This is a genomic window from Streptomyces sp. NPDC048018 (genome assembly GCF_043202995.1).
Lineage (GTDB): Bacteria > Actinomycetota > Actinomycetes > Streptomycetales > Streptomycetaceae > Streptomyces.
Window position 1 is genome coordinate 1,226,795 of the sequence record NZ_JBIDBK010000002.1, and the last position, 24,341, is coordinate 1,251,135.

A 24,341-nucleotide genomic window follows, 5' to 3' on the forward strand; every position below is an offset into this window, starting at 1 on the left:
GGGAGTCGCATCCCGCCGGGCCCGAAGGTCGTACGACCGGAGGCCTACCGTGAACGCGGTATGGCAGTCGTGTTGCGGCCCCAGCCAAACCGTTGAACCCCCGCCCGACCCGCGCCTAACGTCTCTCTCGTCAGCACCGCGACCGTGTGCCCGAGTGGTTGAGGGGCTCGCCTGCAAAGCGAGTTACGTGGGTTCAATTCCCGCCACGGTCTCTGACGAAGGGGCGGCTCTCCACGAGAGCCGCCCCTTCGGGCTTCCACGGCCTCGACCGTTACGGCTTCGGCTTGAAGACGGGCTTCTCAGGAAGGCCGGCGTTGTTCTCGCAGTCGAGCTTCTTGACGACGGCGAGGGTGACGGAGTGGAGGACGGTGAGGTTCGCTTCGCGGGTGGCGGGGGTGTCGGGGAGGGTGGCCCCACCAAAGTCCAGCACCCCGCGGATACGGGCGGCCCGCTTCTGGGTCCCTTCAAGCTGCGGGCTTACGCACCGGACGAAAAGGTATGCCTTCTGCCTTCCGGACTGGGCCTCTCTGCCCAATTCGTACGCGTGAAGTCCATCAGGGTGCACGTCCCCGAAAAGCTCACGATCCGCGTAGAGGCCGAATGTGATGTCGATCCGGTCCGTGCTGTCAGCGCCCCCGACACGACACACCGGAGGATGGAGCGATGATCTTTTCCGCTCCGCGTAGTCCCCGGTCAACTGCTCCGCGCCTCGACCCACGCCGCCCAGCGGGGCGGCGTCGAATTTCTTCGTCCCTAACAGCGTCTCTAGAGCACGACTCGCCTCAGAGGACAGCGTGCCGTCACACTGCTGCGCCGCGGTGATGCGCTGCTCCAGCTCCCCGTTGCCGCCACAGGCGGAGAGAAGAAGACCCACGATCGCTCCGAAGATCATCCGTCCGACCCGCATGGCGACCCTCCATCGCATGATCAGTCCGTCTCCGGGGCGTTGCCGACCTGCCCCGCATACAAGTTGCCGTCCCGGTAGCCGATGATCACCGAATCGATGAGGTCCTGCTTGAGATCGCCACTCACCTGGGATCGGTGCTCTTTGACGAAGTGTTCCATCGGTGATTCGGCGCTGTACCGCCCCGCAAGGTAGACGGCTCTTCTATCCTCATGGATCTTGCCCTCGGTGGAGTCCTTGTGATCCTCGACGGACTTATCGGACCAGTCTCCGATGACCTGCCCTGCCAGTTGCTCCATGGCGCCGGAGCCCGTGTCCACCGCGAGTGGCACAAGGACCGCAGCGGCGCCGGCGGCCGCCGCCGTGGCCGGCAGAAACGCGACTCCTGCTGCGATAGCGGCCGTGGTACCGAATTCCACCCAAGCGGCCTTCTTCTCCTGCGCCTTTTCATAGTCTTCGTGCAGCTTCATCCCCTCGGCCTCGACCTGCCCTGCACGAGATTGGTCCAACTGGCCTTGGAATACGCCCCCGACTCGCACGGCTTCGCGGGCTCCGTCACCATCGACCCGACCGTCCGCGCCGACCTGTGCCTCCAACACGCTGGTGGTGTAAAGGCGCTCCGCCGTGGTCACCGTCGCATACGCGTCCGGGTGCTGCCCTAGCGTGGTGAGGAAGTTGATTGCCTTCTCCTGCCCGAACGCCGAGTGAAGTGCCTTGTATCTGGGGTCCGGAGCGTATACAGAGTCCGGATCGTTCCTGGTGAGAGCCCAATTGAGGTCATCGATATACCCGGCCCCCATATTGCCGAGGCTGTCCGCCATCGAGGACTGGTGCTTCTTGAGCAGCTCGGCGTCGCCGCCGTACGTCGTGACCACGTTCGCCATGATCTCGGCCGATGCCGCGTCCCTCTTCAGCTCGGGCTTCGGGTCGTCCCACGCGTGACCCAGCGTCGCCGCCTCCAGCGCGTGTCCCAGGGCGTCCGGCATGTAGGCCGCCGTCTTTTTCTCATCAGCGGAGTCGTGACTCCCGGAATCTGGGAAGCACTCGTACTTCTCGTTGGCGAAGAAGTCGAGATAGCTCTCGATCTTCGCACCGTCCTTGTTCTTCCCCAGATCCAGCGTCCCGCCCACGCTCCCGTCCATCTCGTACGCCGTCGGCTTGCCCGAGAAGAAGTCCTTCGCCGCTTCCGGGCTGTGCCCCAGCGCCTCCAGCATCGGGATCACCGGGTCGAAGCCGGCACCGTTCACGCCCGACGGGTTGAAGGGGTGGTCCAGCCAACCGTTGTGGAGTGGGCGGCTGTAGCCGAAGAAGTGCGGGTCCTTGGCGTGGAGTTGGGTGACGTGTTCGGCGATCGGGACGAGGAACTTGGGGTCGTAGTCGCCGTGGCGCATGATGCCGCCGAGGAGTTGGTAGCCGAACGGCGGGTTGCTGTCGTATTTGGCGAGCGGGATGCGTTCCGTGCCGAGCTTGCGCATCTCGGTGGACCAGCGTTCGGTCCACGCGTCGCCGCCCTGTGTCGCGGTGGCGAGGTTGAGGCCCAGGTTGCGCTGGAGGTCCTGGACGTCGTCAAGGCGCTGCGTGTGCCTGCCCGGGTACGCGTGCGTGTCGGTGGCGAGTTCGCCGAAGAACTCCAGCGCTCCCTTCGCGCCGAGGCCGTCGTAGAAGGACCGGGAGAAGGTCTTCGAGCCCTTGTTGTCGGCGAGGAGTTCGTTGAGCCGGACGAGTTCTTCGTGGGAGAGGTCGCGGCCCTTGCCGGCCAGGTCGATCGCGCGCTGCGCCTCCTCGGCGTCCAGGCTCGTGTACGTCGGCGCGCTGAAGTTGTGCCTGTCGCCGGTGATGTCGGCGCGGAGTGCGTTCGCGCAGGCCACGTCGGCGTCGTCGCAGTTCTCGACGATGGCGTCGATGCGGCGTTGCAGCGCGGCGATCGCCTGGCGCTCCTTGAGGTCGAAGGCGGGGGACTCGGGGTCGGCGGGCGCGACGGCGTCCTTCCGGAGGGAGTAGGCGGCCTCGACGACGCCGTTGCTCTTCACCACGAGGCCCTGGTGGGGTGCCTCGGTCTCGACGATCCTCGTCAGGTCGTCCTTCGCCTTCCTGAAGGTCCGGTAGCCGTCCTGGAGGACCTTGTGGATGCCGTCGGCCGCCTTCGCCGCGTCCTCGAACTCCTTGGCCGTCTTGTCGATGAAGGGTTTGGTGACCTCGGCGTTCACGCCGCGCCAGCTGTCGGCCTTCGCCTTGGCGGCCATCGTCCTGCGGGCGTCGTCCGCGAGGGTGTCCAGCTTGCGCCTCATCTCGGACCAGCGGTCCGCGGCGTCCTTCATCCTGTCCAGCGGCGCGTGACGCACGTTGTCGAAGGTCAACACGGCTTTTCCCCGGCCTACTTGAAGTACTCGCTGATCTTCGAGACGGAGAGGGCCGTTCTGATCTCCTCGTCGTCCCTCGCGTGCGCGGCCGCGCTGTGGTCGAGGTGGTTCGAGATGTGCGCGCAGGCGGAGAGCAGGGTGCCGAGCTGGGAGCCCCAGGTCTCCTGGACCGTCGCCAGGGCCGATCCGGTACGGAAGCCGTTCCTGGACAGACCGGCGGCCGCCTCCGACGTGTCCGTACGCGCGTGGTTGCCGTCCTTCAGCAGCCGGCCGTGCAGTTGGAAGGCGGCGTGCCCGATGGCGCCGAGGTGGCTCCGGTCCACCCAGAGGTCGGGGCCCCCGACACCGCTGCCGGGCCCGGGGGACAGCTGGTTAAGCCTCATGCCCACCCGGTGCGCGGCCGCGTTGCGCTCCGCGGCCCATTCCTCTTCGAAGGACACGACTCCCCCAGCGGTCACCCGCACGACGTGGCGGCCTCTTCGCCGCCGGAGCGCCAGAGGTTACTCAGGTGCGCGGTCACGCTGCGGGGTACGCGTCAACACCGCTCCGGTGGCGGAACGTCACCTCTGGAAGGCCACCGGGCGCCGGGCCGGGCGGAGCCACTCTTTCGGGGCGGGTGACTCCGTCAGGTCACCGGCCGGGGCGGGTGACTCCGTCAGACCGCCGGCGCCGACGGAACGCAGCGTGGCAGGGTCGGGCCGGCCGGCCTCCGGCTGCCGGCGCCTCCGGCCGCCCGCGCCCCGGCGCCCGTGGTCGGAAACCGGGCGCCGCCCGTTCAGGGCGCGCCCGGTGACGACGGGGCGGGCGCCGGAACCCCGGGGGCCAGGCGGTCGTCCAGGCAGCCGAGGTCCTGGGAGACCTGCCGGGCCGCCGCGTTGGCGAGGGTGACCAGGTGGGTCCGTCGGCGCGCGCCGTCGCCCTCGGGGCCGGGGTACGCGCGGGCTTCCGTGCCGATGACGATGCCCTTCGCCGGCGACGCGAGCCGGCAGGTGAAGAAGACCGCGGCGTGGCCGGAGGTCGCGAGGGCCTGCGCCCCGGACGCGTACCAGGTGGTCGAGTCCGCGAGCCGGGCGTCCCGCCCCGGCGCTGCGCGCACTCCCTTCACGACGACCTGGAGGTCCTGCTCCTCGTGGCCGGCGGGCAGCAGACGGCAGTACGGGTAGCCCTGGGGGCGGTTCGGGTTCGCCTGGCCCGACCGGACGGCGTCACGCAGCGCCGCCACGGCCTTCTCGGGGTCGGAGAGGCCTTCGCCGAACCGGTCCGCCCCGGTCACGGCCTTCAGCGCCGCGGTCGTGGCGGCCTCCCCGGCGAAGCCTCCGCACACCTCGGCGGCGGCAGCGCCCTTCGGCTCCCCGGGTTCCGTGGTGCCGGTCGAGCAGCCGGCGAGCACGATCGCCGCCGCCACGGCCGTGCCGGTCCTCGTCACGAGCATCCGCATGTCAGTCCTTCTCGTACGGGTAGGGCGGGCGTTGTTACCGGGCGTTGCTACCGGGCGGAGTTCCCCGGCCGAACCTCACTTCAAGAGCGGGCCGGACCGCGGAAGGAGGAAGCCCACCGGACCGCGGACGGACGAAGCCCTCCCGACCGCCGACGGGCGAAGCCCACCGGACCGCGGACGGAGGAAGTGCCCCCGGACCCCCGGACCGCGGACGAGGGCAGCCCCCGGGACCGCGGACGGACCAGGCACCCCCTGCCCGCGGACGGACCAGGCACCCCTGCCCGCGGACAGGGTGAGGTCCCAGGGCAGCCAAACACGAATCGCCGCGGGAACAAAGGCCGGTCGGTCCTCGCCCTCGATCTTCGCAGGGGCCCGTCCCGGTTCTCCCCCGGGACCCGACGGGCTCTCCGGACACCGTCCGGACACCGCCCGGCCGGGCGCCACCCCGGTCGGATCTCCGCCGCCCCTTGAGTAGGCTCTCCCTGCTCAGGGGGAACGACAGGGGGATTCGCACATGGAACGGCCGTACCGTCTCGTCACGCGCCTCGACCCGCCGGACTCGGCGTCGGCCCCCGCGTCCCCCACGACCCCGTACCGTCGCTTCGTCGCCAGGTCCGCGGACGGCGACCGTACGGTGCTGTTCAGCGCCCCGCACCCCGGCGCCGACCCGGCCCTGTTCCGCGCCGAGGCCGAGGCGGCACAGCGCACGACGGCGCCCTGGACGCTGCCGGTCCAGGCGGTGGGCGAGGCGGGCGACGCCTGGTTCACCCAGCCCTACTCCCCCGCCCTCCCGCTTCCCGTCGCCCTGGCCGTGCACGGCGGTCCGTTGCCCGAGGGAACGGTCCGGGTGATCGGGGCGGCGCTCGCCGAGGCACTCACGTCGCTGCACGCCCAGGGCGTGACGCATGCCGGGGTGGCGCCGGCCGCGGTGCTGCTGACGGCGGAGGGGCCGCGTCTGACGGGCTTCGGGGCGGCTCGGGCGACGGACCGGGTGGACCGGGGGGCGCAGGCGCCGGAGGAGGCGGCCGGCGGTACGCCGGGGACGCCGGGGGACGTGTACGGGCTGGGCGCGGTGCTCGCGTACGCGGCGACGGGCCACACCGTCCCGGAACGCTCTGAACTGCCAGACTCCCTGCGGCCCGTGATCGCCGCGTGTCTGACCCGCGACCCGGCGCAGCGCCCCGCGGCCGCCGCGCTGCTGACGGCGCTGGCCCCGCCGGCCCCGCACGGTACGGTGCTCGGCTCGGCGGCCTCGCTGCTGACGCCGGGCTGGCTGCCCGCCCGGGTGGTGGCGGCGCTGGCCCATCAGTCGGCGGCGCTCCTCGCGGCCGATCTGCCTGCCACCAGCGGCTCTTGACCACCTGAACCGGGAACCGAACGATGCTCTCGCCTCTCACCCACGACGACCCGTCGACCGTCGCCGCGTACCGCCTGCTCGCCCGGCTCGGCTCGGGCGGCATGGGCACGGTGTACCTGGCGCGCTCGCCGGGCGGCCGTACGGTCGCCCTGAAGACGGTGCACGCACGGCTGGCCACCGACCCCGCGTTCCGCAGCCGCTTCCGGCTGGAGACGGACGCGGCCCGCATCATCGGCGACCGGCACGGCGCGGCCGTGTTCGACGCGGACCCGCTGGCCGAGACCCCGTGGCTGGCCACCGAGTACGTGCTCGGGCCGCCGCTCGACGAGGCGGTCGCCCTCGCGGGCCCGCTCCCCGAGCCGACGGTGCGCGCCGTGGGCGCCGCCCTCGCCGGCGCGCTGCGGCAGCTGCACTCCTCGGACGTGGTGCACCGTGACCTGAAGCCCTCCAACATCCTCGTCACGGCCCACGGCCCGAAGGTGATCGACTTCGGCATCGCCCGTGCCGCGGGCGACGAGCGGCTGACCACGACGGGCGCGGCGGCCGGCACGCCCGCGTACATGTCCCCGGAGCAGGCCTCCGGTCAGGAACACACGGCGGCGGGCGACGTGTTCGCGCTCGCCGGCGTCCTGGTCTTCGCGGCGACCGGACGTCCTCCCTTCGGCACGGGCGCCGCGGCGGACCTCCTCTACCGGGTCCGCTACGCCGAGCCCGACCCGGAGGCCCTGTCCGCCCTCCCGCCGTCCCTTCGCCCCCTCCTGACGGCCTGCCTCGCCAAGGACCCCGCGGCCCGCCCGGTCACGGACACCTTGATCGCCGAACTCCACGACGGCCACGGCGAGTTCGCCGACCACCTGCCGCCGGCCGTACTGGCGGCCGTCGCCCGCCGCGCCACCGACGTCTGGCACCCCCACCCGCCCCGCCTGCCGGCACCGGCGAGCGACCCGTACGCGACCGTGCCGCCCCGGCCGTCAGGAACCTCCAGACGCCGCCTGCTCACGCTCGGCGGTGGCGCCGCACTGGGCTCGGTGGCCGTCGCGGCAGGCGCCTGGAGCCTGCTGTCGTCCGACGACGGGGCGCCCGGCGCCGGTGCTTCCGGACCCTCCTCGGGTCCGTCCGCACCCGTGGCGGCCCCCTCCGCCTCGGACGGCGCACCGGCGCCGCTGTGGCGCACGGACGCCTCGGACCGCGACCAGACCATCACGCCCTTCCTCGCCCCGGCTCCGGGCGGGGCCGTGGCCGGTTTCGTGGAGACCGCGGTGTTCCGGGTCCGGGACGTGAGGACCGGCAAGGAGCTGTGGAACAACGACTCCGTGTCGAGACCGTGGCAGGTGACCTCGGACGGCACGCGCTTCTACGTCTCGCAAGGTGGCGTCGAGGGGCCCAGCGTCCTGCAGATCGAGACCTATGCCGCCCGCGAGGCCGAGCAGGCGGCGCGGCGCATCGACATACCCGGCTTCGACGGATCGACCCTGTACACGAAGCTGCTCACCGCTGCCGACGGCATGCTGTACGCCGCCTCGCAGCGGGGCGGCCGCAACGACTCCGTGGACGAGAAGGAGAAGGGCTGGCACCTGCTGGCCGTGAACCTCCGTACGGGAAAGGAGGCCTGGCGCGTCGCGGACGAGGACGCCGACAGGATCCAGGTCGCGGTGGTCCGCTCCGGCCGGCTGATCACGATCACGAGCAAGTTCCTACCCGACACGTACGTGGTCGAGGCGCGCAACGCCCGCACCGGCGCCCGGCTGTGGCGGCGGACCGTCCCGATGCCGGAGAACGGCGGGGATCGGATGCCGTACCCCGGGGAGCTGGCCACCGACGCCACCCACGTCTATCTGGGCGGCAGCCGGCTGCGCGCCTTGCGCCTCGCCGACGGCGGCGTCGCCTGGGAGCATCGCGAGGACCGCTTCTTCTACGGCCTGCCCGTGGTCGCGGGCGGTCTGGTGTACGCGGCGGAGGGCGACCGCGGTCTGATCGCGGTCAGCGCCGACAAGGGCGCCCGCCGCTGGCAGGAGGCCCCGCCGGCCCGTGCGCTGACCCCCCTGCTCGCGGTCGTGCCGGTGGTGGGCGAGAAGTACGCCTACGCTCCCGTGCGGGGTGGACTGAGCGCGGTGGACCTGGCGACCCGGCGCTCGGCCTGGGTGTTCGCCACGGACGCCACCCGGTACGTGGTGGACCGGCCCGGCAGACGGATCATCGGCGCCGGGGAGACCACCGCGGTGGCGATCCCCCTGGTGTGAAGCCCGTGGCGCCCGCACCTTTCGGCCACCCGGTCACCGAGCCGGTCCCGGCCCCGGCCCCGGCCCCGGCGCCACGCAACCGCCGATTCGGCCGATCCGCCCCGCTTCCGTCTGAGTGCGGCGCTCCCGTTCGCTCGTCCGCTCGTCTCCCGTCCGCTCGCCCGACCGTTCGCTCCCGCCGATCCCGGAAGGCATCGCAGTGACCATGCAGCCCCTCGCCACCGGCGATCCGCTCCGCCTCGGCCCGTACCGTCTCCTCGGCGTCCTCGGCGAGGGCGGCATGGGCAAGGTCTACTTCGGTCAGGACGGCTCCGGTCGCCCCGCCGCCGTGAAGGTCCTCCGCCCCGAACTCGCCCACGACCACGGGCTCGCCCAGCGCTTCGTCCGCGAGGCGCAGATGGCACAGGCCGTCACCGGCAAGGGCGTGGCGCGGGTCCTGGGCGCGCAGACGGAGGGCGGCAGGCCCTGGATCGCGGCCGAGTTCCTCGCCGGACCGACGCTGGACGAGGCCGTTCGCGCGTACGGACCGATGGACGAGCCCACCGTCCGTGCCCTGTGCCACTTTCTCTCCCGCACGCTCCACGACATCCACGCGTCCGGCCTGGTCCACCGTGACCTCAAGCCGGCGAACATCGTGCTGACCTCGTCAGGACCCCGGGTCATCGACTTCGGCATCGCCCGCCCCGAGCACGGCCTCACCCTGACGACCACCGGCCAGATCCCGGTGACACCGGGCTACGGGGCGCCGGAGCAGGTCCTGGGCCGGCGGGTCGGTCCTGCCTCGGATGTCTTCTCTCTCGGCGCGGTCCTCGTCTTCGCCGCGAGCGGTCGTCGCGCCTTCGACGCGTCGAACATCGCGGCCGTCCAGTACGAGGTCGTGCACGGGAACCCGGACATGAGCCAGGTCCCGCCCGCCCTGCAGCAACTCTTCGGCCCCTGCCTGGCCAAGGATCCGGAGCTGCGCCCCTCGACCGCTCAGATCACCGCGGCCGTCACGGCGCCCAAGGGCGCCGAGCGCGCGTGGCGCAAGGGGCCGCTCGCCGAGGACATCGGGCGGCGTGAGGCGGCGGTGAAGGACCTGGCCGCGGCGCACACCGCCACCGCCCCGTCGATCGCGGTGCCCCGGGCGACGTCGCGGCGGCGCTTCCTCGCCGCGGGTGCGGGCGTCCTGGTGGCGGGGGCCGGTACCGGAGCCTGGTGGCTGACCAGGGGCGGGGGCGGGCCGGTGAACTACGACGCCGAGGTGCCCGCCGCGGCGGGCACGCCTGCGGCGCCCTTCGTCTCGCTCATCGACACCCAGGCGGGCGAGGCGCCGAAGCCGCTGTGGGGGCCGCTCGACGTGACGGATCCCGAGGCCCGCGCACCGCTGCCGGTCCGTGACGTGCTGGTCGTCCACGCCAAGGCGGGCGGGCTGCTGGCCCTCGCGGTCACGGACGGCAAGCAGCGCTGGCAGTCCCCGGACATGGACGCGCGGGCCGGCTTCGTGTCGGTCGCGGGGCGCCTGGTCGTCGGTCTCGACAAGGACGGCGTCCTCCACGCCTTCGTCGCATCGACGGGCCGGCCCGTGTGGCGGGCGGAGGCGTCCGCCGCCCACCTGCTCGCGGCCGACGCGCGGCACGTCTACCTGGTGACCACGGAGAACGAACTCCGCGCCGTCGACGCCTGGACCCTCGCCCCCACCTGGACCGTGCCGCTCGCGTCCCCCAGCACCGCAGGCAGTCCCGCCACGGCCGCCGTCGGCGCGAACCGGCTCGTCGTGAACGGGCTGGACGGACGCGTCGTCGCCGTCGACACCCGCACCGGCAAGACCGTCTGGAAGGCCGAGGGGCAGGGCAGCAACGGTACGACCCCCGCGGTCGACGGGGCCGTCGTCTACCTGTCCGGCGGCCGTCTGACCGCCCGCAGACTCGACGACGGCACCGTCCTCTGGAGCGAGGAGGCAAGCAGCGCCAGTGTCCTGGGCTGGGGCAGCCCCACCGCCGAGGAAGGCGTCGTCTACGCCGTCAACGGCTACAACGCCTACCGTTACCGCACCATGCCGGACGTCGACTTCGCCGTGTCGGACTGGTACGAGGTCCTCGACGAGGTCGGCGGCAGCCTCACCGCCCCGGCCGTCGAGGGTGCCACGGTCTGGCTCGCGGCGCCCGACGACAGCCACCTGCGGGTGGTCGACAAGAAGACGCACCGTTTCTACTTCACGGTCGAGATGCAGCGCACCGGCGCCTACCGGCTCTCGAGCGACGCCCATCGCGTCTTCGCCGCCCGCGGCGGGCGGGTGATGGCGATGCCGGTGTTCGGGAACTGACCCGCTCGCGCCCCGCCTCGCGTCCCCCGGGACGGATCAGCCGCGCCGCGAGCGCAGCACGGGCACGGCGACGGCCGCCCCGAGCAGGACGGCCGCTCCGATGCCGAGCCCGATCCAGAGCCCGCTCCCGCTCCCCCCGGTGGCGTCGTCCGCCTGCGGGGCCGCGGACGCGGGGCCGGTGGCGGACGGCGCGGTCGGGGGCGAGGCCGAGGCGGTCTGCGCGGCCGGCAGGTCCGGAAGGGGGCGCACGCCGGCGGGGCCGGGATCGCCGGGGGTCTTCAGGGCGCGCAGGGGCCGGATGGCGCCGTAGCCGATGTAGTCGTTGCGGCCGCCCCCGTCGTTGGGCGCGGCGACGGTGTTGAGCAGAACCCTGAGCACCTGGTTGTTGGTCCAGTCCGGGTGCTCGGCCCAGACGAGCGCGGCGGCGGCGGAGGCCAGGGCGGTGGCGTCACTGGTCCCGGTCGACTTGCACAGGCCGGTACCGCCGCCGCAGGCGTGCACGGTGTCCTTGCCCGGGGCGACGAGATCGACCTGGGGGCCGTACTGCGAGTTCTTGAGCCGGGTCAGCTTCCGGTCGATGGCACCGACGCCGACGACGCCGGGGGTCGCGCCGGGGTACTCGACCACGTTGTCGCTGTCGGCGCTGTTCCCCACGGAGGCGAAGACCAGAGCGCCCTTGTCGAGGGCGTACTTCACCGCTCCCGTCAGCTGGCCGGACCCCTCCTGCGCGCCCTGGGAGATGCTGATGACCCGGGCGCCGGAGTCCGCGGCGAACCGAATGGCCTCCGACGCCAGCTTGTTGAACTCCTCGTCGGCGGCCTGCGCGCTGCGGTCCGGGTCCGGGTCCGGCAGCCGGACGGGAAGGATCTTCGCGCCGGGGGCCAGGCCGAACGCGCCGTCTCCGCCCCGGGCCTTGCCCGTTCCGGCGATGAGACCGGCCATTCCGGTGCCGTGGCCGTCGAAGTCGTCGTGCTCGTCCCCTGATTCGCCCGGGGCGAGGTCCTTGCCGTCCAGGACGCGGCCGACCAGGTCGGGGTTGTTCTTGTCGACCCCGCTGTCGATGACGGCGACGGTGATGCCCTCACCCGTACTGATCTGCCAGATCTCCTCCGCGTGCAGCGTGTCCAGGTGCCACTGCTGCGAGCGGATGCTCTCGGCGTGGGCGGGTACGGACGCGATGCCGACCAGCAGCATGGACAGGGCGGCCGAGGCGACGTTCCCGGCCCGGCTCGGTCGAATACCGCTGGTACGCATCTGCTTCCTCGCGCCGATCAGTCGATGACGGGCGGCGCCACGCGGCGGCCGTCCTGCTGCCAGGTCTCTTCGTCCTCGACAAGGTAGTCGGGACGCTCGCTCCGCTCCTCCTCGCGTCGCTCCCCAGCCGGCACGGAGCCGCCCCTGCCCAGGGGAACGCCGCCCTGCGCGCCCTCGCGTACGAGTCCCGAACCGCCGGGCGTGAACGGCCGGGCGCCCGGCGTGCCGGGCCGCTGGGCGCGGCCGCCGACCACACCGCCGGGCTCGGAGGCGAGGCGACGGCCGCCGCTGACCCCGCTCTGGCCGCCGGGAGCGCCCGGGCCAGGGCCTCCCATGCCGGGACCTCCCATGGGGCCGCGGCCGAGGCTGTTGCCGGCGCGCCCGGCGGCCGGTTCACCGCCGATCACCGTGCTGCGCGGAAGGCCGGTGGTGGTCCGGCCGGGGGTGTTCGGCACGGGACGACCGCCAGTGATCCCCTCGCGGGGCGTACCCGGCAGCGGGGCGGCGGGGCCGGGGCCGCCGCGCAGGCCGGGGACCGGAGACGTCCTGGTGGAGCCGCCGGCCGGCGGACCGGGGACCGGGCCCGTCACGGGCGGCAGGTTCAACGGCCCCGGCGGCACCGTGAACGGTGGGGTCGCCGGGGTGTTCGGCGGCTGGGCGGGGGCGGGCGGCGTGCCGGTGGTCGGCGGCGTGCCGGTCGTGGGCGGCGGCGTGTGCACGCTGTCGATGCCCAGATCGGCGGGCACCTCGGGCCGGACGACCCGGGTGGGCCCGGTGGTGTCGCGGGTCGGCGGAACCACCTGTGCGTCGGGCAGCGGTCTGGTGTCCTGCTGTGCCCTCGTAGGCGTGGTCTCCGTGCCGTCGGAGCGGTTCTCGTCCTGCCCGGTCGCGGTGCCGACGTGTGAGGACTCGTCCCTCTTGCGCTCGGCCGGCGGAGGCACGAAAGCCCGTGGCGGCGGCTGGAACGACGGCATCTGGAAGCTCTTCATCTGCAGGCTCGACCACTGGTACGTGCCCGAGAGCCGCTCCATCTCCCCCGCGGCCGCCTGCCGGTTGGCCTCTTCCTTCGCCTTGATCGCGGCCGCGTCGGCGCCCTCGGGCGCCATCTGGGAGCGGGCGCTGCGGGCGATCGTCTGGGAGTCGGGGTCGTTGTGGTACTTCTGCGCCGCCTCCAGGTTCTCCTTGGCCTGGGCGACGGAGGTGTAGCGCGGGATGGCGCTCTGGGCGGCGGCGATGGCGTCGGCGGACTCGGTGAGCCACTTCGACGCGTGGGTGCTGTAGTCGGCGAGGCTGTGGGTGGTGCTGGCCAGGCTGGTGGTCCACTCCATGAACGCCTTCTCGGCCTCGCCCTCCCACTGGACGCCGCCGGGACGCTTCTTGAGTTCGTCCGCGATCTCCCGCATCTTCTTCGCGGCCCGCGTCAGGCGGTCACTGGCGTCGCGCACGTAGAAGCTGCTGGCCTCGTCCAGCCAGTCGATCATCTGCTGGTGCGGCATGGAGCGGAAGTCGGTTCCGCTGCCGCCCCCGCTGTTGTCGTTGTGCTCCATCGAGAGTCGCCCCTCCCCGTGTCCCCGTGTCCCCGAGTCCCTGTGTCCCCCGTGCCCGTCAGCCGAGGTCGGCGTCGCCGCCGGCCGTCTCGGCCGGCCGCGGCGGGCCTGCGGGGGCCGGCGGCGGCTGCGGCACAGTCGCGTCCGTCCCGTCCGGCTTGCCGGACGGCGTCGTGTCGTAGCCGGCCTTCTTGTCGGCCTCGGTCTTGGCGTCCGTGGTGCGCCGGCTGATGGCCAGCATCTTGCTCCGGAGGTCGGCGTCGGTCTCCTCCAAGCCGTTCTTGGAGATGTCGACGGCGATGCCCATGCCCTCCAGGCAGTCGGACAGGAGTCCGGAGAGCCGCGTCAGCTCCCCGAGCACGTCCTTGTACGACGAGAAGATCTCGTGCGCCTCGATCCAGGCTGCACCGCCCCCGCCGAACTGGCTGCGGGCCACCTGGTCGGATCCCATGGCCTTGGGAGCCGCCGGGGAGGCCAGCAGGTCGACGATCATCTCGTCGACGCCCTTCTTGAACTCCATCATGGACTCGGAGTTGTAGAGCAGCGCCTCGCTGCTCATGCCACGCATGGCGTAGGCGCCGCCCCCCGCACCGTCCGCATAAGCTTCCACGCCGGGTGCTCCTCCCCGTGAACCGACGAGCCGAGCCGAAGTCCGTGCATCACTGTAGTCAAGACGACGGACAGCGCGCATCACCCGGTTGCGGGCCCAACGCCCCTGACGCGATTACGACTTGGCCACGGAGAACGGGGGTCTCGCTACGGCGCGCGGCCGTCCCTCAGCCCGTCACCACCGCCGCCTGCGGACGGATCGGGAGGCGGTTGACGGGGCGGCCGGTGGCGGCGCGGACCGCGGAGGCGACCGCGGCCGGGGAGGTGACGACGGGGACCGCGCTGGCCGGCTTGGCGCCGAACGGGGCGACGACGTCGCGTTCCTCGACGAGCTTCACGATGCGGATGTCCGGGGCGTCCAGGGCGGTCGGGAGGGCGTAGCCGGTGAGGTCGGGGTGGCGGACCAGGCCGCGGGCGGTCCGCAGGTTCTCGGTGAGGGCGGCGCCGACGCCCTGGGTGACGCCCGCCTCGATGCGGGTGGTGAGCTGGGCCGGGTTGAGGATGCGGCCGACGTCCTGGGCGACGGCCATCTCGACGACCCGGATCGCGCCCAGTTCCACGTCGACGTCCACCACCGCGCGGATCGCGCAGAAGGCGAGACCGACGAAGGCGTCGCCCTGGCCGGCTTCGTCGAGGGGCTCGGTCGGGTGCGGGCGGCACTGGGCGGTGGCCCAGAGCTCCTTGCCCTGCAGGGCCTCCATGACCGTGGTGGACAGGACGCCGTCGTACGAGGTGATCTTGCCGTCGCTGATCTGGAGGAGCTCGGTCGACATGCCGAACTTGTGGGCCAGCGGCTGCAGCAGCTGGGTGCGGACCATCTTCGCCGCGCGCTCGACCGCTCCGCCCGAGACCCAGGTGTGCCGGCCGTGGGTGGCGGCGCCCGCCGGAGGCTGGTCGGTGTCGACGGGGGCGACGTGGACCTCGTCGACGCCCAGCGTCTCCTGGACGATCTGGCGGGCCAGGGTCGAGAAGCCGGAGCCGGTGTCGACGGCCGCACAGATGACCGTGGCCACCCCGTCCAGGACCCGGACGGTCGCCGTCGAGACCTCGTCGGTGCCCTCGGCGCCCAGCATGTGCACCATGCCGAGGGCGTAGCCGACGCCGCGCCGTACGGCGCCGGGCTCGCCCGCGCCGTCCGGGCCGCCGGGCAGCAGCCAGTCCTCCTCCGGGGAGTCCATGGGCAGCTGCGGCAGCGGGAAGTCCCGTACGGCCGCGAGGAGTTCCGCCACCGGCGCCGGGCAGGTCACGGTCTGGCCGGTCGGCAGGATGTCGCCCGTGGCGAGCACGTTGCGCATGCGCAGTTCCGCCGGGTCCAGGCCCAGTTTGGCGGCGAGCTTGTCCATCTGCGCCTCGTACGCCGCGCACACCTGCATCGCGCCCTCGCCGCGGACGTGCCCGGACGGCGGGTTGTTCGTCCGGACCGCCCAGCCCTCGACGAAGGCGTGCGGGACGACGTACGGACCGCAGGCGAACGACACGGCCGCGGCGAGCGACTCGGACGAGGAGTCGGCGTACGCGCCGGCGTCCAGCAGGATCTGCGCCTCCACCTTCACCAGCCGGCCCTCGGCGTCCGCGTGGTGGCGGTAGCGCAGCAGGGTGGGGTGGCGGTGGGCGTGGCCGAGGAAGGACTCCTCGCGGGTGGCGGTGAGCTTGACCGGGCAGCCGGTGCGGAGCGCGAGCAGGCCCAGCGGGATCTGGAAGCCCGGGTCCTCGCGGTCGCCGGTCGCGCCCGGGACGCCGGTCACGACCACCTTGACCTGCTCGGGCGGCAGGCCGAAGCAGGCCGCGGCGAGGTCGCGGTCGGTGTGCGGGTCGGTCGACGCGGTGTAGAGCTCGACGCCGCCGTCGGGGCGCGGCACGGCCAGCGCGGCCTCCGCGCCGACCGGGGCGGTGTCCTGGCGGCCCACCCGGTACAGGCCCTCGACGACGATCTCGCCGGCGGCCTCCGGGTCGCCGAAGCTCAGCGGGATGTGCCGGATCAGGTTGCCGTCGGGGTGCAGCGGCTCCGCGGCGAAGGCCTTCTCGGGGTCGGTGACGGGGTCGAGGATCTCGTACTCGACCGCGATGGCGGCGGCCGCGAGCCGGGCCGTGTCCGGGTGGTCCGCGGCGACGGCGGCGATGGCCTCGCCGTGGTGGCGGACGAGGTCGGAGGCGAAGACCGGGCGGTCGGCGACCTGGCGGCCGTACGTGGCGGCGCCGGGCACGTCGGCGTGGGTCACCACGGCCCGTACGCCCGGCATCTCGGCCGCGGCCTTGGTGTCGATGGACACGATCCGGGCGTGCGGGTGCGGGGAGCGCAGGATGGCGGCCCACAGCAGGCCCTCGGCCCACAGGTCGGAGGCGTAGGGGAAGGTGCCCTCGGTCTTCGCCCGTGCGTCGGCCTGCGGAAGCGAGACGCCGAGACCGAGGCCGGAACCGGCACCGGAGCCGGGGTCCGCCGGTTCCGTGGTCGTCGTGTCGCTGGTCACGCCGTGCCTCCGTCGTGCGGGTGGGGGATCTGGTGCGGGATGCGGGCCTCGTCGCCCGCCTCGGCCTCGCGCCCGGCGACGACCTCCCTGACGGCGTCGAGGACGCCCCGGTAGCCGGAGCAGCGGCACAGGTTGCCGCACAGCGCCTGGCGGGTCTCCAGCTCGGTCGGGGCGTGGTTGCCCTCCAGCAGGTCGTGCACGGTCATGGCCATGCCCGGGATGCAGAAGCCGCACTGCACCCCGCACCTGGCCAGCGCCCGCTGCACGTCGGAGGGCTCGCCGTCGACGGCGAGGCCCTCGACGGTCCGCACCTCGCAGCCGGCGGCGGTCGCCGCGGGCACCAGGCAGGAGGCCACGAGCCGGCCGTCCACCTGCACGTTGCAGGCGCCGCACTCGCCCTGCGAGCAGCCGTCCTTGGCTCCGGCGAGGCCGAGCCGCTCCCGCAGGACGTAGAGCAGCGACTCGCCGATCCAGGAGTCGGTGACGGGCCGGTCGGCGCCGTTCACGCGGAGGGTGTACGAGGTGTGGGGGTGCTCGTCGCTGTCGATCGACATGTCGACGGGAGCCGGTGCGACCGGGTCGAGGCCGGCGTGGCCGGCCGGGTCGAAGCGGTCGACGGGAGCGTGGTCGGCGGGGTCGACGTGGTCCGCGGGGGCGTGACCGTCCGGGACGTGGCCGTCCGGGACGTGGCCGTCCGGGGCGGACGCGAAGGTCTCGGGGTCCCCCTCCGGCCCGGGTTCCGGCCCGGACGCCGGGTCCGGCCCGGACGCCTGGTCGGGTACGGCCGCGTGGTCGGGCTCCGCCTCCCGCTCGGGCGCCGTCGCCTCGGGCTCCGCCTCCGGCAGGTACTCCGGAGCGGGGTCCGCGGCGGGCTCCGTCGCCGGCACGGCCCACGGCGCCGGGGCGCCGCCCGGCAGCGTCGCGGGGGCGCTGCTCGCGTACTGCGCCAGCCGCGAGGTCGTGTACTCGCCCGAGTCCTCCAGGGCCTCGGCGTCGCCCTCGACGGTGGGGACGGTCCACTGCCCCGTCTGCTCCCGGACGGAGGGATCGTGGGCCGGGAGACCGTGCGCGGAGGGATCGTGCGCGGAGGGATCGTGCGCGACGAGACCGTGCGCGGAGCGGTCGTGCGCAAAAGCCCCGTGCCCGGACACCTCATGCCCGGACACCTCATGCCCGGCGACCCCGTGCCCGGACACCTCATGCCCGGCGACCCCGTGCCCGGAGGCCTCGTGACCGGGCATCTCATGACCCGCGCCCTCGTGACCCGGCACCCCCTGGCCCGGGGCCCCGTGCGCGAAGGCCGCGTGGCCGGGCGTCTCCTGGGGGTAGGTCCCGTGCGCCGGGGCCGCGTGGCCGGGGGCCTCCTGGGCGCTCCCGCCCGTCATCGGCTGCTGTACGGCCCAGGAGCCCGTCGCCGACGGGTCCGCGGCCGACGGGTCCGCCAGCGGGGTCAGCGGGACGATCATCGGCGGCACGTAGCCGTGGCCGGGGGCCTCCAGCGGGGTGCCCTCCAGCATGAACTCGGGCGGCAGCTGCACGAACGCGGTCGCGTCGCCGTCGTAGCCCTCGCTCTGCGGGATCGGCTCCCAGCCACCCTGACCCTTCTGTGCGTCACTCACGACAGCGCCCTCCCCAGTGCTCGTCGGGCCAGCGCGGCGACGGTGCGCCGCAGGTGCAGTACGGCCGGGGGCAACTGCTCGTCGCCCTGCGGGTCCGGAATGCACGCGGCGGCGACGTACTCGCCGAACGCCGCCAGCGCCTCCGGGGCCAGGCCCCGCTCCGCGTCCCAGTCCACCAGGGAGGCGATCCACTGCTCGGCCTCCAGCGGCCGCAGCGGCATCGGCGCGATCGCGCCGACCGCGCAGCGCACCCCGCGGCGCGCCGGGTCGAGGACGACGGCGACCGAGGCGGAGGCGCGGGCAGGGCCGGTGCGGCCGGTGGCCTTGAGGAAGACCTGCGGGGCGTGCAGCAGGGGGACGCGGACGAAGGCGACCAGTTCGCCGGGGGCCAGCAGGTCGCGCCCGGCCAGCAGGTGGCTGACCGGCAGTTCACGGGTGCCGAGCGGGCCGACGACGACCAGCTCGGCCTCCAGGGCGGCCAGCACCGGCAGCGAGTCGCCGGTGGGCGCGGCGGAGACGATGTTGCCGCCGAGGGTGCCGGCGTTGCGGATCTGCGGCGGTCCGGCGACCCGCGAGGCGGCGGCCAGGGCGGGGATGAGGGCCGCGAAGTCGGGGCGGCCCATCCGGGCGTGGGTGAGGCCGGCGCCGAGGAGGGCGTGGCCGTCCTGGTACTGCCAGCCGCGGATCTCGTTGATCCGGCTCAGGCCGACCAGGCCCGCGGGGCGCAGCTGACCTCGGTTGACGGCGGCCATCAGGTCGGTGCCGCCCGCCACGGGAACGGCGGCCGGCATGGCCGTGAGCGCCGCCACGGCCTCGTCCAGCGAGGTGGGCAGCGTCACGGACCGTGCGGCCCGTGATGCCGTCTGTGGTGCGTGCGTGGTCAACCCGCTGCCCCTTCCCGGTGTCCCGGTGATCCCCGACCGTCCCCGGCTGTCACGCCTGTGTGGGCGTACCGTACGTGCTCACAGCCTGGACGTGGCAACTCTGGCACATCTTCCGCGCCGTACGTCGCGAGGGTCCGCGAAGGACGGTGCCGTCCAGGACGTGCCGGGCCGCCCCACGAGTGACAGTAACTTCCGTTTTGCCTCTCTTGGGTGACGCCGGGGGGATAGGTGGCTCACACCGGGGTGGGCCGGGCGCCTCACACGTTCGGGGGTGGCCCCTGCAGGGGGCGGCCCCGCACCCCCGGGCGGCGCTGCCAGGGGTGCGGGCCTCCGGGCGGGCGGTAGTCGACGCCGAGGGCGTCGAGGCGCGCGTAGTGGGTGGTCATGCGGCGCTCGAAGTCGGCGAGATCGCGCTCCTGCGGGGCGGGCAGCCGGGACCAGGCGACCTCGGCGAAGGCGGCCAGGCGGGGGTAGGTCTGGTAGTCGACGCGGGCCCGGTTCTCCATGACCTCCGTCCACACGTTGGCCTGTGTTCCCAGGATGTGGGCGGCCGCCTCGGGGGCGATTCCCGGTGGCACGGGCTCGAAGCGGTACACGTCGGCCAGGGTGCGTACGTATCCGATGGGCATCGGCTCGTCCTCGCCGGCGGCCTGACGGTGGTCCAGGTAGACCTGCTGCTCGGGGCACATCACCACGTCGTGGCCGGCCTCGGCGGCGGTGACGCCGCCGGCGTACCCGCGCCAGGACGACACGGCGGCGCCCGGCGCGAGGCCGCCCTCCAGGATCTCGTCCCAGCCGATGAGCCGCCGCCCGCGGTCGGCGAGCCAGCGGTCGAAGTGCCGGACGAACCAGGACTGCAGCCCGTCCTCGTCGCCGACGCCGAGCTCCGCGATCCGGGCCTGCGCGGTCGCCGAGGCCTTCCACTGGTCCTTGGGGCACTCGTCGCCGCCGATGTGCACGAAGGGCGAGGTGTGTGCCGGGAAGAGGTCGAGCACCTCTTCGAGGACGCCCTCGTAGAAGCGCAGCACGGCCTCGGTCGGGGCGAGGACGTTCGGGTTGACCCCCCAGGTGTCCCAGACGGAGAGGGCGGTGGTGTCGACGACGTCGGTGTTGCCCAGTTCGGGGTACGCGGCGATGGCGGCCTGCGAGTGGCCGGGCAGGTCGATCTCGGGCACGACCGAGATGTGCCGGTCGGCGGCGTAGGCGACGATCTCGCGGATGTCGTCCTGCGGGTAGAAGCCGCCGTGCGGTGTCTCGTTCCACAGCGGCGACGCCCGGTGCCCCCACTTGGTGCGCGCCCGCCAGGCGCCGACCTCGGTGAGCCGCGGGTGGCGCGTGATCTCGATGCGCCAGCCCTGGTCGTCGGTGAGGTGCAGGTGGAGCACGTTGAGCTTGTGGGCGGCCATCAGGTCGAGCTGCCGCAGCACGTCGTCCTTGGGCATGAAGTGCCGGGCGACGTCGAGCATGAGACCGCGCCAGGCGAAGCGGGGCTCGTCCTCGATGGTCTGCGTCACCGGCCCGGCGACCGGCCCCGGCCTGACGGGCGCCTTGCGGAAGGCGTCCGGGCCGAGCAGCTGCCGGAGGGTCTGCGCGCCCCAGAACACCCCGGCCGGGCTGCCGCCGACGATCTCGACGGCGGGGTCGGTCACGACGTGGAGCCGGTACGCCTCGGGCGCGAGGCCGGGATCGACGCGCAGCCGGATGCTGTTGTCCGCGTCGTCGGCGGCCGCCTCACGCAGCGGCAGCCCGAAGGCGGCGCCGAGGGTGGCGCGCAGCCAGCGTTCGGTCGTCTCCGTGCCGGGTGCGGCGCTCAGGGTCGTACGGGCGTCGGGGGCGAAGCCGCGGCGGTAGGGCCCCTCGACGCGTGCGGGCGCGGGGATGAGGTCGTGCGGGGAGGTCTCGTGGGTCATCGCGTCAGTCCTTCACCGCTCCGCCGAGGCCGGAGACCAGGCGGCGCTGTACGAGTACGAAGAAGACGAGCACCGGGACCGTCATCACGGTCGACCCGGCCATGATTCCTCCCCAGTCGTTCTCGTCGGGCTTGAAGAAGACGAGCAGGGCCATCGGCAGGGTGGACTGCGAGGTGTCGCTGATGAGGAAGGACTTGGCGAAGAGGAAGTCGTTCCAGGTCGAGATGAAGGAGAAGACGCTCGTCGCGACGAGGCCGGGGAGGACCAGCGGGAAGAGGATCTGCCACAGGAAGCGGGTGCGGCTCGCCCCGTCGATCGCGGCCTGTTCCGCGAGCGCCTCCGGCACGGCCCTGACGAAGCCGCGCAGCATCCAGATCGCGAAGGGCAGCGAGAAGGCGATGTGCGGCAGGATCAGCGAGCCGAGGGTGTTGAGCTGGCCGAGGTCCCGCATGAGGAAGAACAGCGGGATGGTCAGGGCCTCGACGGGGACCATCTGCGCGACCAGGAACATCACGAGCAGGGTGGTCCGGAAGCGGAAGCGGAAGCGGGTGACGGCCGTCGCCGCGAGGAAGGCGATGACGGCGGAGGCGAGGACGACCGAGCAGGCGACGATCAGGGAGTTGAGGAGGTAGCGGCCGAGATCCTGCTGCTCGAAGACGCGCCGGAAGGAGTCGAGGGACGGGGACAGGGTCCACGGCCGGGGTGTCGTCGACTGGATCTCGCCGGCCGGTTTGAGGGCGGAGAGGACCATCCAGTAGAGCGGGAACGCCACGGCGGCGGCGACGAGGAGGGTGACGGCCTCGGCGGCGAGGCGCCCGGGACGGCGGATCCGGAATCCGGTGGAGGTCACAGTTCTTCTCCCTGGCGGCGCAGCAGCCGGAGGTGGACCAGGGTCACCGCCAGCAGGATCAGCAGCATCACGACGCCGATGGCGGAGCCGAGGCTGTACTCGGACGAGGCGAAGGCCTTCTGGTAGGCGTACACGTTGAGGACCAGGTTCTGGCCGGCGATGCCGCCGCCTGCGGTCATCACGTAGATCTGGGTGAAGACCTTGAAGTCCCAGATGACCGACTGGATCGTGACGACGACGAGGATCGGCCGGAGCACGGGGGCCGTGACGGAGCGCCAGATGCGCCACTGCGACGCGCCGTCGAGGGCGGCGGCCTCCAGGACCTCGGCGGGGACGGCCCTGATCCCGGCGTAGACGGTGACCATCACGAAGGGGAAGGAGCACCAGACGACTTCCGCCAGGACGAGGGCGAAGGCGCTGTAGCGCCCGTAGGTCCAGGAGAAGTCGCCGAGCCCGAGGACCCGGTTGACCGGGCCGTGGTCGGGGTCGAAGAGGAAGACCCAGACGGTGGAGCCGGTGACGGCGGGCGTGGCCCAGGCGCCGAGTGCGGCCAGCATGAGGGCGAGCCGGGGCAGGGCGCGGACGCGGGTGAGGAGCACGGCGAGCGCGCACCCGACGGTCAGGGTGACGAGCACGCAGGCGGCGGCGAAGAGGACGGTGGCGAGGAGGACCTGCCAGAACTGGGGGTCCGAGAAGAGCGCGCGGTAGTTGCCGAGCCCCTTGAAGGAGGTCGGCCGTCCGCCGCTGACCTGGGCCTGGGTGTACTCCAGGAAGGAGATCAGGCCGAGCTGGTAGATGGGGTAGACGAGGAGTCCGCCGAGGACGGCGAGGGCGGGGAGCAGGTAGAGCCAGGCCGTCCGGGCGGAGCCGGAGCGGCGGCGGGCGGCGGCCCGCCGGGCCCCGGGCCCGGTCGGCCCGGCGGGGCCCTGGGCGGGCGCCGTGGGCGGGCGCGGGGATGCGGTGGTGGTCATCGTGGGCGTCCCGGGCTCAGCGCGCCGCCGCGAAGGCCGCGTCCATCTTCGCGGCGGCGGCGTCCGAGGCGGCGTTCACGTCCTTCCGGCCGCTGACGACCTCCTGGAACATCGTCGGGAGCACGAGCGAGGCGTCGATCCGGCCCCAGCCGGGTGAGGCGGGGACGAACTCGGTGCCGGCGCCGAGGGTGTCGATGAAGGGCTTCACGAAGGGTTCCCTGCGTGCCGCCTGCTGCCGGACGTCGGTGTAGGTGGGCAGGAAGCCCATCGCGTCGAAGAGCCGGCCCTGGGTGTCCTTGCCCGCGAGCTGCTTCATCAGGTCGACGGCGAGGGTGCGGTGGGAGGTGCTCCTGAGGACGCCGAGGTTGTTGCCGCCGGCGAAGGCGGGGGCGATGGAGCCGGGGGTGGTGCCGGGCAGCGGGACGACGGCGTACCTGCCCCTGACGGCCCCGGCCTCGACGGCGGCGTGGCTGAAGTCGCCGCCGATGGCCATGGCGGCCTTGCCGGAGGCGAAGGCGGTGACGGTGGCGTTGCCGCCCATCTGGGCGCACTTGGCGGCGGGGCAGTTGTCGTCGCCGAAGAGCGAGGTGTAGGCGGCGATGCCCTTGCGGGCGGCCGCGCTGTTGATCGCCGCCTTGTACGACGTCCCCTCCTTGGTGGCGAGTTCGCCGCCGTGGGCCCAGACGAAGGGCAGGGCTCCGTAGGTGTAGGCGCCGCCCACGGCGAGCCCGTAGAGCCCGGGCTTCGCCTTGCGGACCTTCTTGGCGGTGGCGATCAGCTCGTCCTGGCTCTTGGGCGCGGTGAGCCCGAGTTCCCTGAAGACGTCGGTGCGGTAGTAGAGCGCGCGGACGCCGACGAAGAGCGGGGCGCCGTAGACCTTGCCGTCGACGGTGACGGAGGCGCGGGCGGTGGGGTCGGTGTCCTCGGCGTCGGCCCAGGCGGCGAACTCGGCGGTGACGTCGGCGAGTCCGCCGTCCGCGACGTAGCCGGCGGTGTCGGTGTTGCCGTACTCGATGAGGTCGGGTGCGGACTTCGGGTCGTTGAAGGCGGCCTTGACGCGCTGGGCGCGGGTGTCGACGGGGATGTACTCGACCTCGACCCTCGTCCCCGCGTGCCGCCGTTCGAAGGCGGCGACGGCCTGCTCGACGACCTTCTCCTTGGGCTGGTTGTCGACCTCCCGGAAGAGCCAGACCCGCAGGGTGCCGCTCTTGTCGTCGGCCGGGGCGGTGCCGCCGGAGGTCTGGGGGGCGCAGGCGGCGAGGGTCATCAGGGCGATGGGTACGGCGATGCGGGCAGGAAGCTTCACGACGGGTCCCCTCCGAACGGGCGTTGCAGCATGTGCAACGGGCGTTTCGTTCTGCACAACACGCGTGAGGTTAGGGGCGGACCCCGACCGCGACAAGTGGTCTCCACCACTCTGTGACCGCCCGAAGCACCCCGTGCAACGAGAACGGCCCCCGGCGTGGGGGGCCCCCCCCCGGGGGGGGGGGGGGGGGGGGGGGCCCCCCCCCCGGGGGGGGGGGGGGGGGGGGGGGTGGGGGGGGGGGGGGGGGGGGGGGGGGGGGGGGGGGGGGTCGTCGGAGGCGTGGTCGGTGGAGTGGTCGGGGAGGTGGGGGTAGGGGTCG

At 73.3% G+C, this 24,341-nt stretch carries 17 protein-coding genes and 1 tRNA gene; 4 read left to right on the forward strand and 14 right to left on the reverse strand.

All coding sequences use genetic code 11. The features are described 5' to 3' along the window. Nucleotides 1–140: 140 nt before the first annotated feature. Nucleotides 141–212: transfer RNA gene (locus tag ACGF1Z_RS11340), tRNA-Cys, on the forward strand. A gap of 59 nt (nt 213–271) precedes the next feature. On the opposite strand, the gene ACGF1Z_RS11345 is transcribed toward ACGF1Z_RS11340, so the two are convergent. From ACGF1Z_RS11345 to ACGF1Z_RS11360, 4 genes are all read right to left on the reverse strand, one after another. Next, nucleotides 272–907, reverse strand: coding sequence for a hypothetical protein (locus tag ACGF1Z_RS11345; protein WP_393002361.1), 636 nt, complete (start codon nt 905–907; stop codon nt 272–274). Between the two features lie 20 nt (nt 908–927). Next, nucleotides 928–3,264: a hypothetical protein gene (locus ACGF1Z_RS11350; RefSeq protein ID WP_393002363.1), complete on the reverse strand. Its 2,337-nt coding sequence runs from the start codon at nt 3,262–3,264 to the stop codon at nt 928–930. 14 nt (nt 3,265–3,278) lie between these two features. Continuing rightward, the gene (locus tag ACGF1Z_RS11355; RefSeq protein WP_393002365.1) at nt 3,279–3,704 is read right to left on the reverse strand and encodes a hypothetical protein; all 426 of its coding nucleotides are present in this window, start codon (nt 3,702–3,704) and stop codon (nt 3,279–3,281) included. Between the two features lie 335 nt (nt 3,705–4,039). Further along, nucleotides 4,040–4,702 (reverse strand): hypothetical protein, encoded by a 663-nt coding sequence (locus ACGF1Z_RS11360; RefSeq protein WP_393002367.1) that lies wholly within the window; start codon nt 4,700–4,702, stop codon nt 4,040–4,042. A gap of 514 nt (nt 4,703–5,216) precedes the next feature. Here ACGF1Z_RS11360 and ACGF1Z_RS11365 point away from each other — a divergent pair. From ACGF1Z_RS11365 to ACGF1Z_RS11375, 3 genes are all read left to right on the forward strand, one after another. Beyond that, nucleotides 5,217–6,059, forward strand: coding sequence for a serine/threonine protein kinase (locus ACGF1Z_RS11365; RefSeq protein WP_393002369.1), 843 nt, complete (start codon nt 5,217–5,219; stop codon nt 6,057–6,059). A 23-nt stretch (nt 6,060–6,082) separates the two neighbouring features. Beyond that, complete coding sequence (locus ACGF1Z_RS11370) at nt 6,083–8,299, forward strand: protein kinase (RefSeq protein ID WP_393002371.1); 2,217 nt, start codon at nt 6,083–6,085, stop codon at nt 8,297–8,299. A 205-nt stretch (nt 8,300–8,504) separates the two neighbouring features. Beyond that, nucleotides 8,505–10,604, forward strand: coding sequence for a serine/threonine-protein kinase (locus ACGF1Z_RS11375; protein WP_393002479.1), 2,100 nt, complete (start codon nt 8,505–8,507; stop codon nt 10,602–10,604). A gap of 36 nt (nt 10,605–10,640) precedes the next feature. On the opposite strand, the gene mycP is transcribed toward ACGF1Z_RS11375, so the two are convergent. The 10 genes from mycP to ACGF1Z_RS11425 form a co-directional block, all read right to left on the reverse strand. Next, the gene (gene mycP / locus ACGF1Z_RS11380) at nt 10,641–11,858 is read right to left on the reverse strand and encodes a type VII secretion-associated serine protease mycosin (protein WP_393002373.1); all 1,218 of its coding nucleotides are present in this window, start codon (nt 11,856–11,858) and stop codon (nt 10,641–10,643) included. 17 nt (nt 11,859–11,875) lie between these two features. Next, the gene (locus ACGF1Z_RS11385) at nt 11,876–13,405 is read right to left on the reverse strand and encodes a hypothetical protein (RefSeq protein WP_393002375.1); all 1,530 of its coding nucleotides are present in this window, start codon (nt 13,403–13,405) and stop codon (nt 11,876–11,878) included. A 58-nt stretch (nt 13,406–13,463) separates the two neighbouring features. Then, a complete protein-coding gene (locus tag ACGF1Z_RS11390) occupies nt 13,464–14,015 on the reverse strand; it encodes a hypothetical protein (RefSeq protein WP_393002377.1) in 552 nt (183 codons plus the stop codon). 166 nt (nt 14,016–14,181) lie between these two features. Next, nucleotides 14,182–16,482 (reverse strand): molybdopterin cofactor-binding domain-containing protein, encoded by a 2,301-nt coding sequence (locus tag ACGF1Z_RS11395; RefSeq protein WP_393002379.1) that lies wholly within the window; start codon nt 16,480–16,482, stop codon nt 14,182–14,184. Further along, complete coding sequence (locus tag ACGF1Z_RS11400; protein ID WP_393002381.1) at nt 16,479–18,101, reverse strand: 2Fe-2S iron-sulfur cluster-binding protein; 1,623 nt, start codon at nt 18,099–18,101, stop codon at nt 16,479–16,481. The genes ACGF1Z_RS11395 and ACGF1Z_RS11400 overlap by 4 nt, the downstream gene beginning before the upstream one ends. Then, complete coding sequence (locus ACGF1Z_RS11405; RefSeq protein ID WP_376638284.1) at nt 18,098–18,940, reverse strand: FAD binding domain-containing protein; 843 nt, start codon at nt 18,938–18,940, stop codon at nt 18,098–18,100. The genes ACGF1Z_RS11400 and ACGF1Z_RS11405 overlap by 4 nt, the downstream gene beginning before the upstream one ends. 302 nt (nt 18,941–19,242) lie before the next feature. Then, nucleotides 19,243–20,895: a beta-N-acetylhexosaminidase gene (locus ACGF1Z_RS11410; RefSeq protein WP_393002383.1), complete on the reverse strand. Its 1,653-nt coding sequence runs from the start codon at nt 20,893–20,895 to the stop codon at nt 19,243–19,245. Between the two features lie 4 nt (nt 20,896–20,899). Continuing rightward, entirely contained in the window at nt 20,900–21,745 is an 846-nt protein-coding gene (locus ACGF1Z_RS11415) for a carbohydrate ABC transporter permease (protein ID WP_393002385.1), read from the reverse strand. Then, nucleotides 21,742–22,716 carry a carbohydrate ABC transporter permease gene (locus ACGF1Z_RS11420; RefSeq protein WP_393002387.1) on the reverse strand — a complete coding sequence of 325 codons (975 nt, stop codon included), beginning with the start codon at nt 22,714–22,716 and terminating at the stop codon, nt 21,742–21,744. The genes ACGF1Z_RS11415 and ACGF1Z_RS11420 overlap by 4 nt, the downstream gene beginning before the upstream one ends. A gap of 16 nt (nt 22,717–22,732) precedes the next feature. Next, nucleotides 22,733–24,022: an extracellular solute-binding protein gene (locus ACGF1Z_RS11425; RefSeq protein ID WP_393002389.1), complete on the reverse strand. Its 1,290-nt coding sequence runs from the start codon at nt 24,020–24,022 to the stop codon at nt 22,733–22,735. Between the last annotated feature and the right edge of the window lie 319 nt (nt 24,023–24,341).

Bases quoted from the DNA above. Each gene is read 5' to 3' on its own strand.
- ACGF1Z_RS11345 (WP_393002361.1), bottom strand. From the start codon at position 907: ATGCGGGTCGGACGGATGATCTTCGGAGCGATCGTGGGTCTTCTTCTC.
- ACGF1Z_RS11360 (WP_393002367.1), bottom strand. From the start codon at position 4,702: ATGCGGATGCTCGTGACGAGGACCGGCACGGCCGTGGCGGCGGCGATC.
- ACGF1Z_RS11365 (WP_393002369.1), top strand. From the start codon at position 5,217: ATGGAACGGCCGTACCGTCTCGTCACGCGCCTCGACCCGCCGGACTCG.
- ACGF1Z_RS11370 (WP_393002371.1), top strand. From the start codon at position 6,083: ATGCTCTCGCCTCTCACCCACGACGACCCGTCGACCGTCGCCGCGTAC.
- ACGF1Z_RS11375 (WP_393002479.1), top strand. From the start codon at position 8,505: ATGCAGCCCCTCGCCACCGGCGATCCGCTCCGCCTCGGCCCGTACCGT.
- mycP (WP_393002373.1), bottom strand. From the start codon at position 11,858: ATGCGTACCAGCGGTATTCGACCGAGCCGGGCCGGGAACGTCGCCTCG.
- ACGF1Z_RS11385 (WP_393002375.1), bottom strand. From the start codon at position 13,405: ATGGAGCACAACGACAACAGCGGGGGCGGCAGCGGAACCGACTTCCGC.
- ACGF1Z_RS11410 (WP_393002383.1), bottom strand. From the start codon at position 20,895: ATGACCCACGAGACCTCCCCGCACGACCTCATCCCCGCGCCCGCACGC.
- ACGF1Z_RS11420 (WP_393002387.1), bottom strand. From the start codon at position 22,716: ATGACCACCACCGCATCCCCGCGCCCGCCCACGGCGCCCGCCCAGGGC.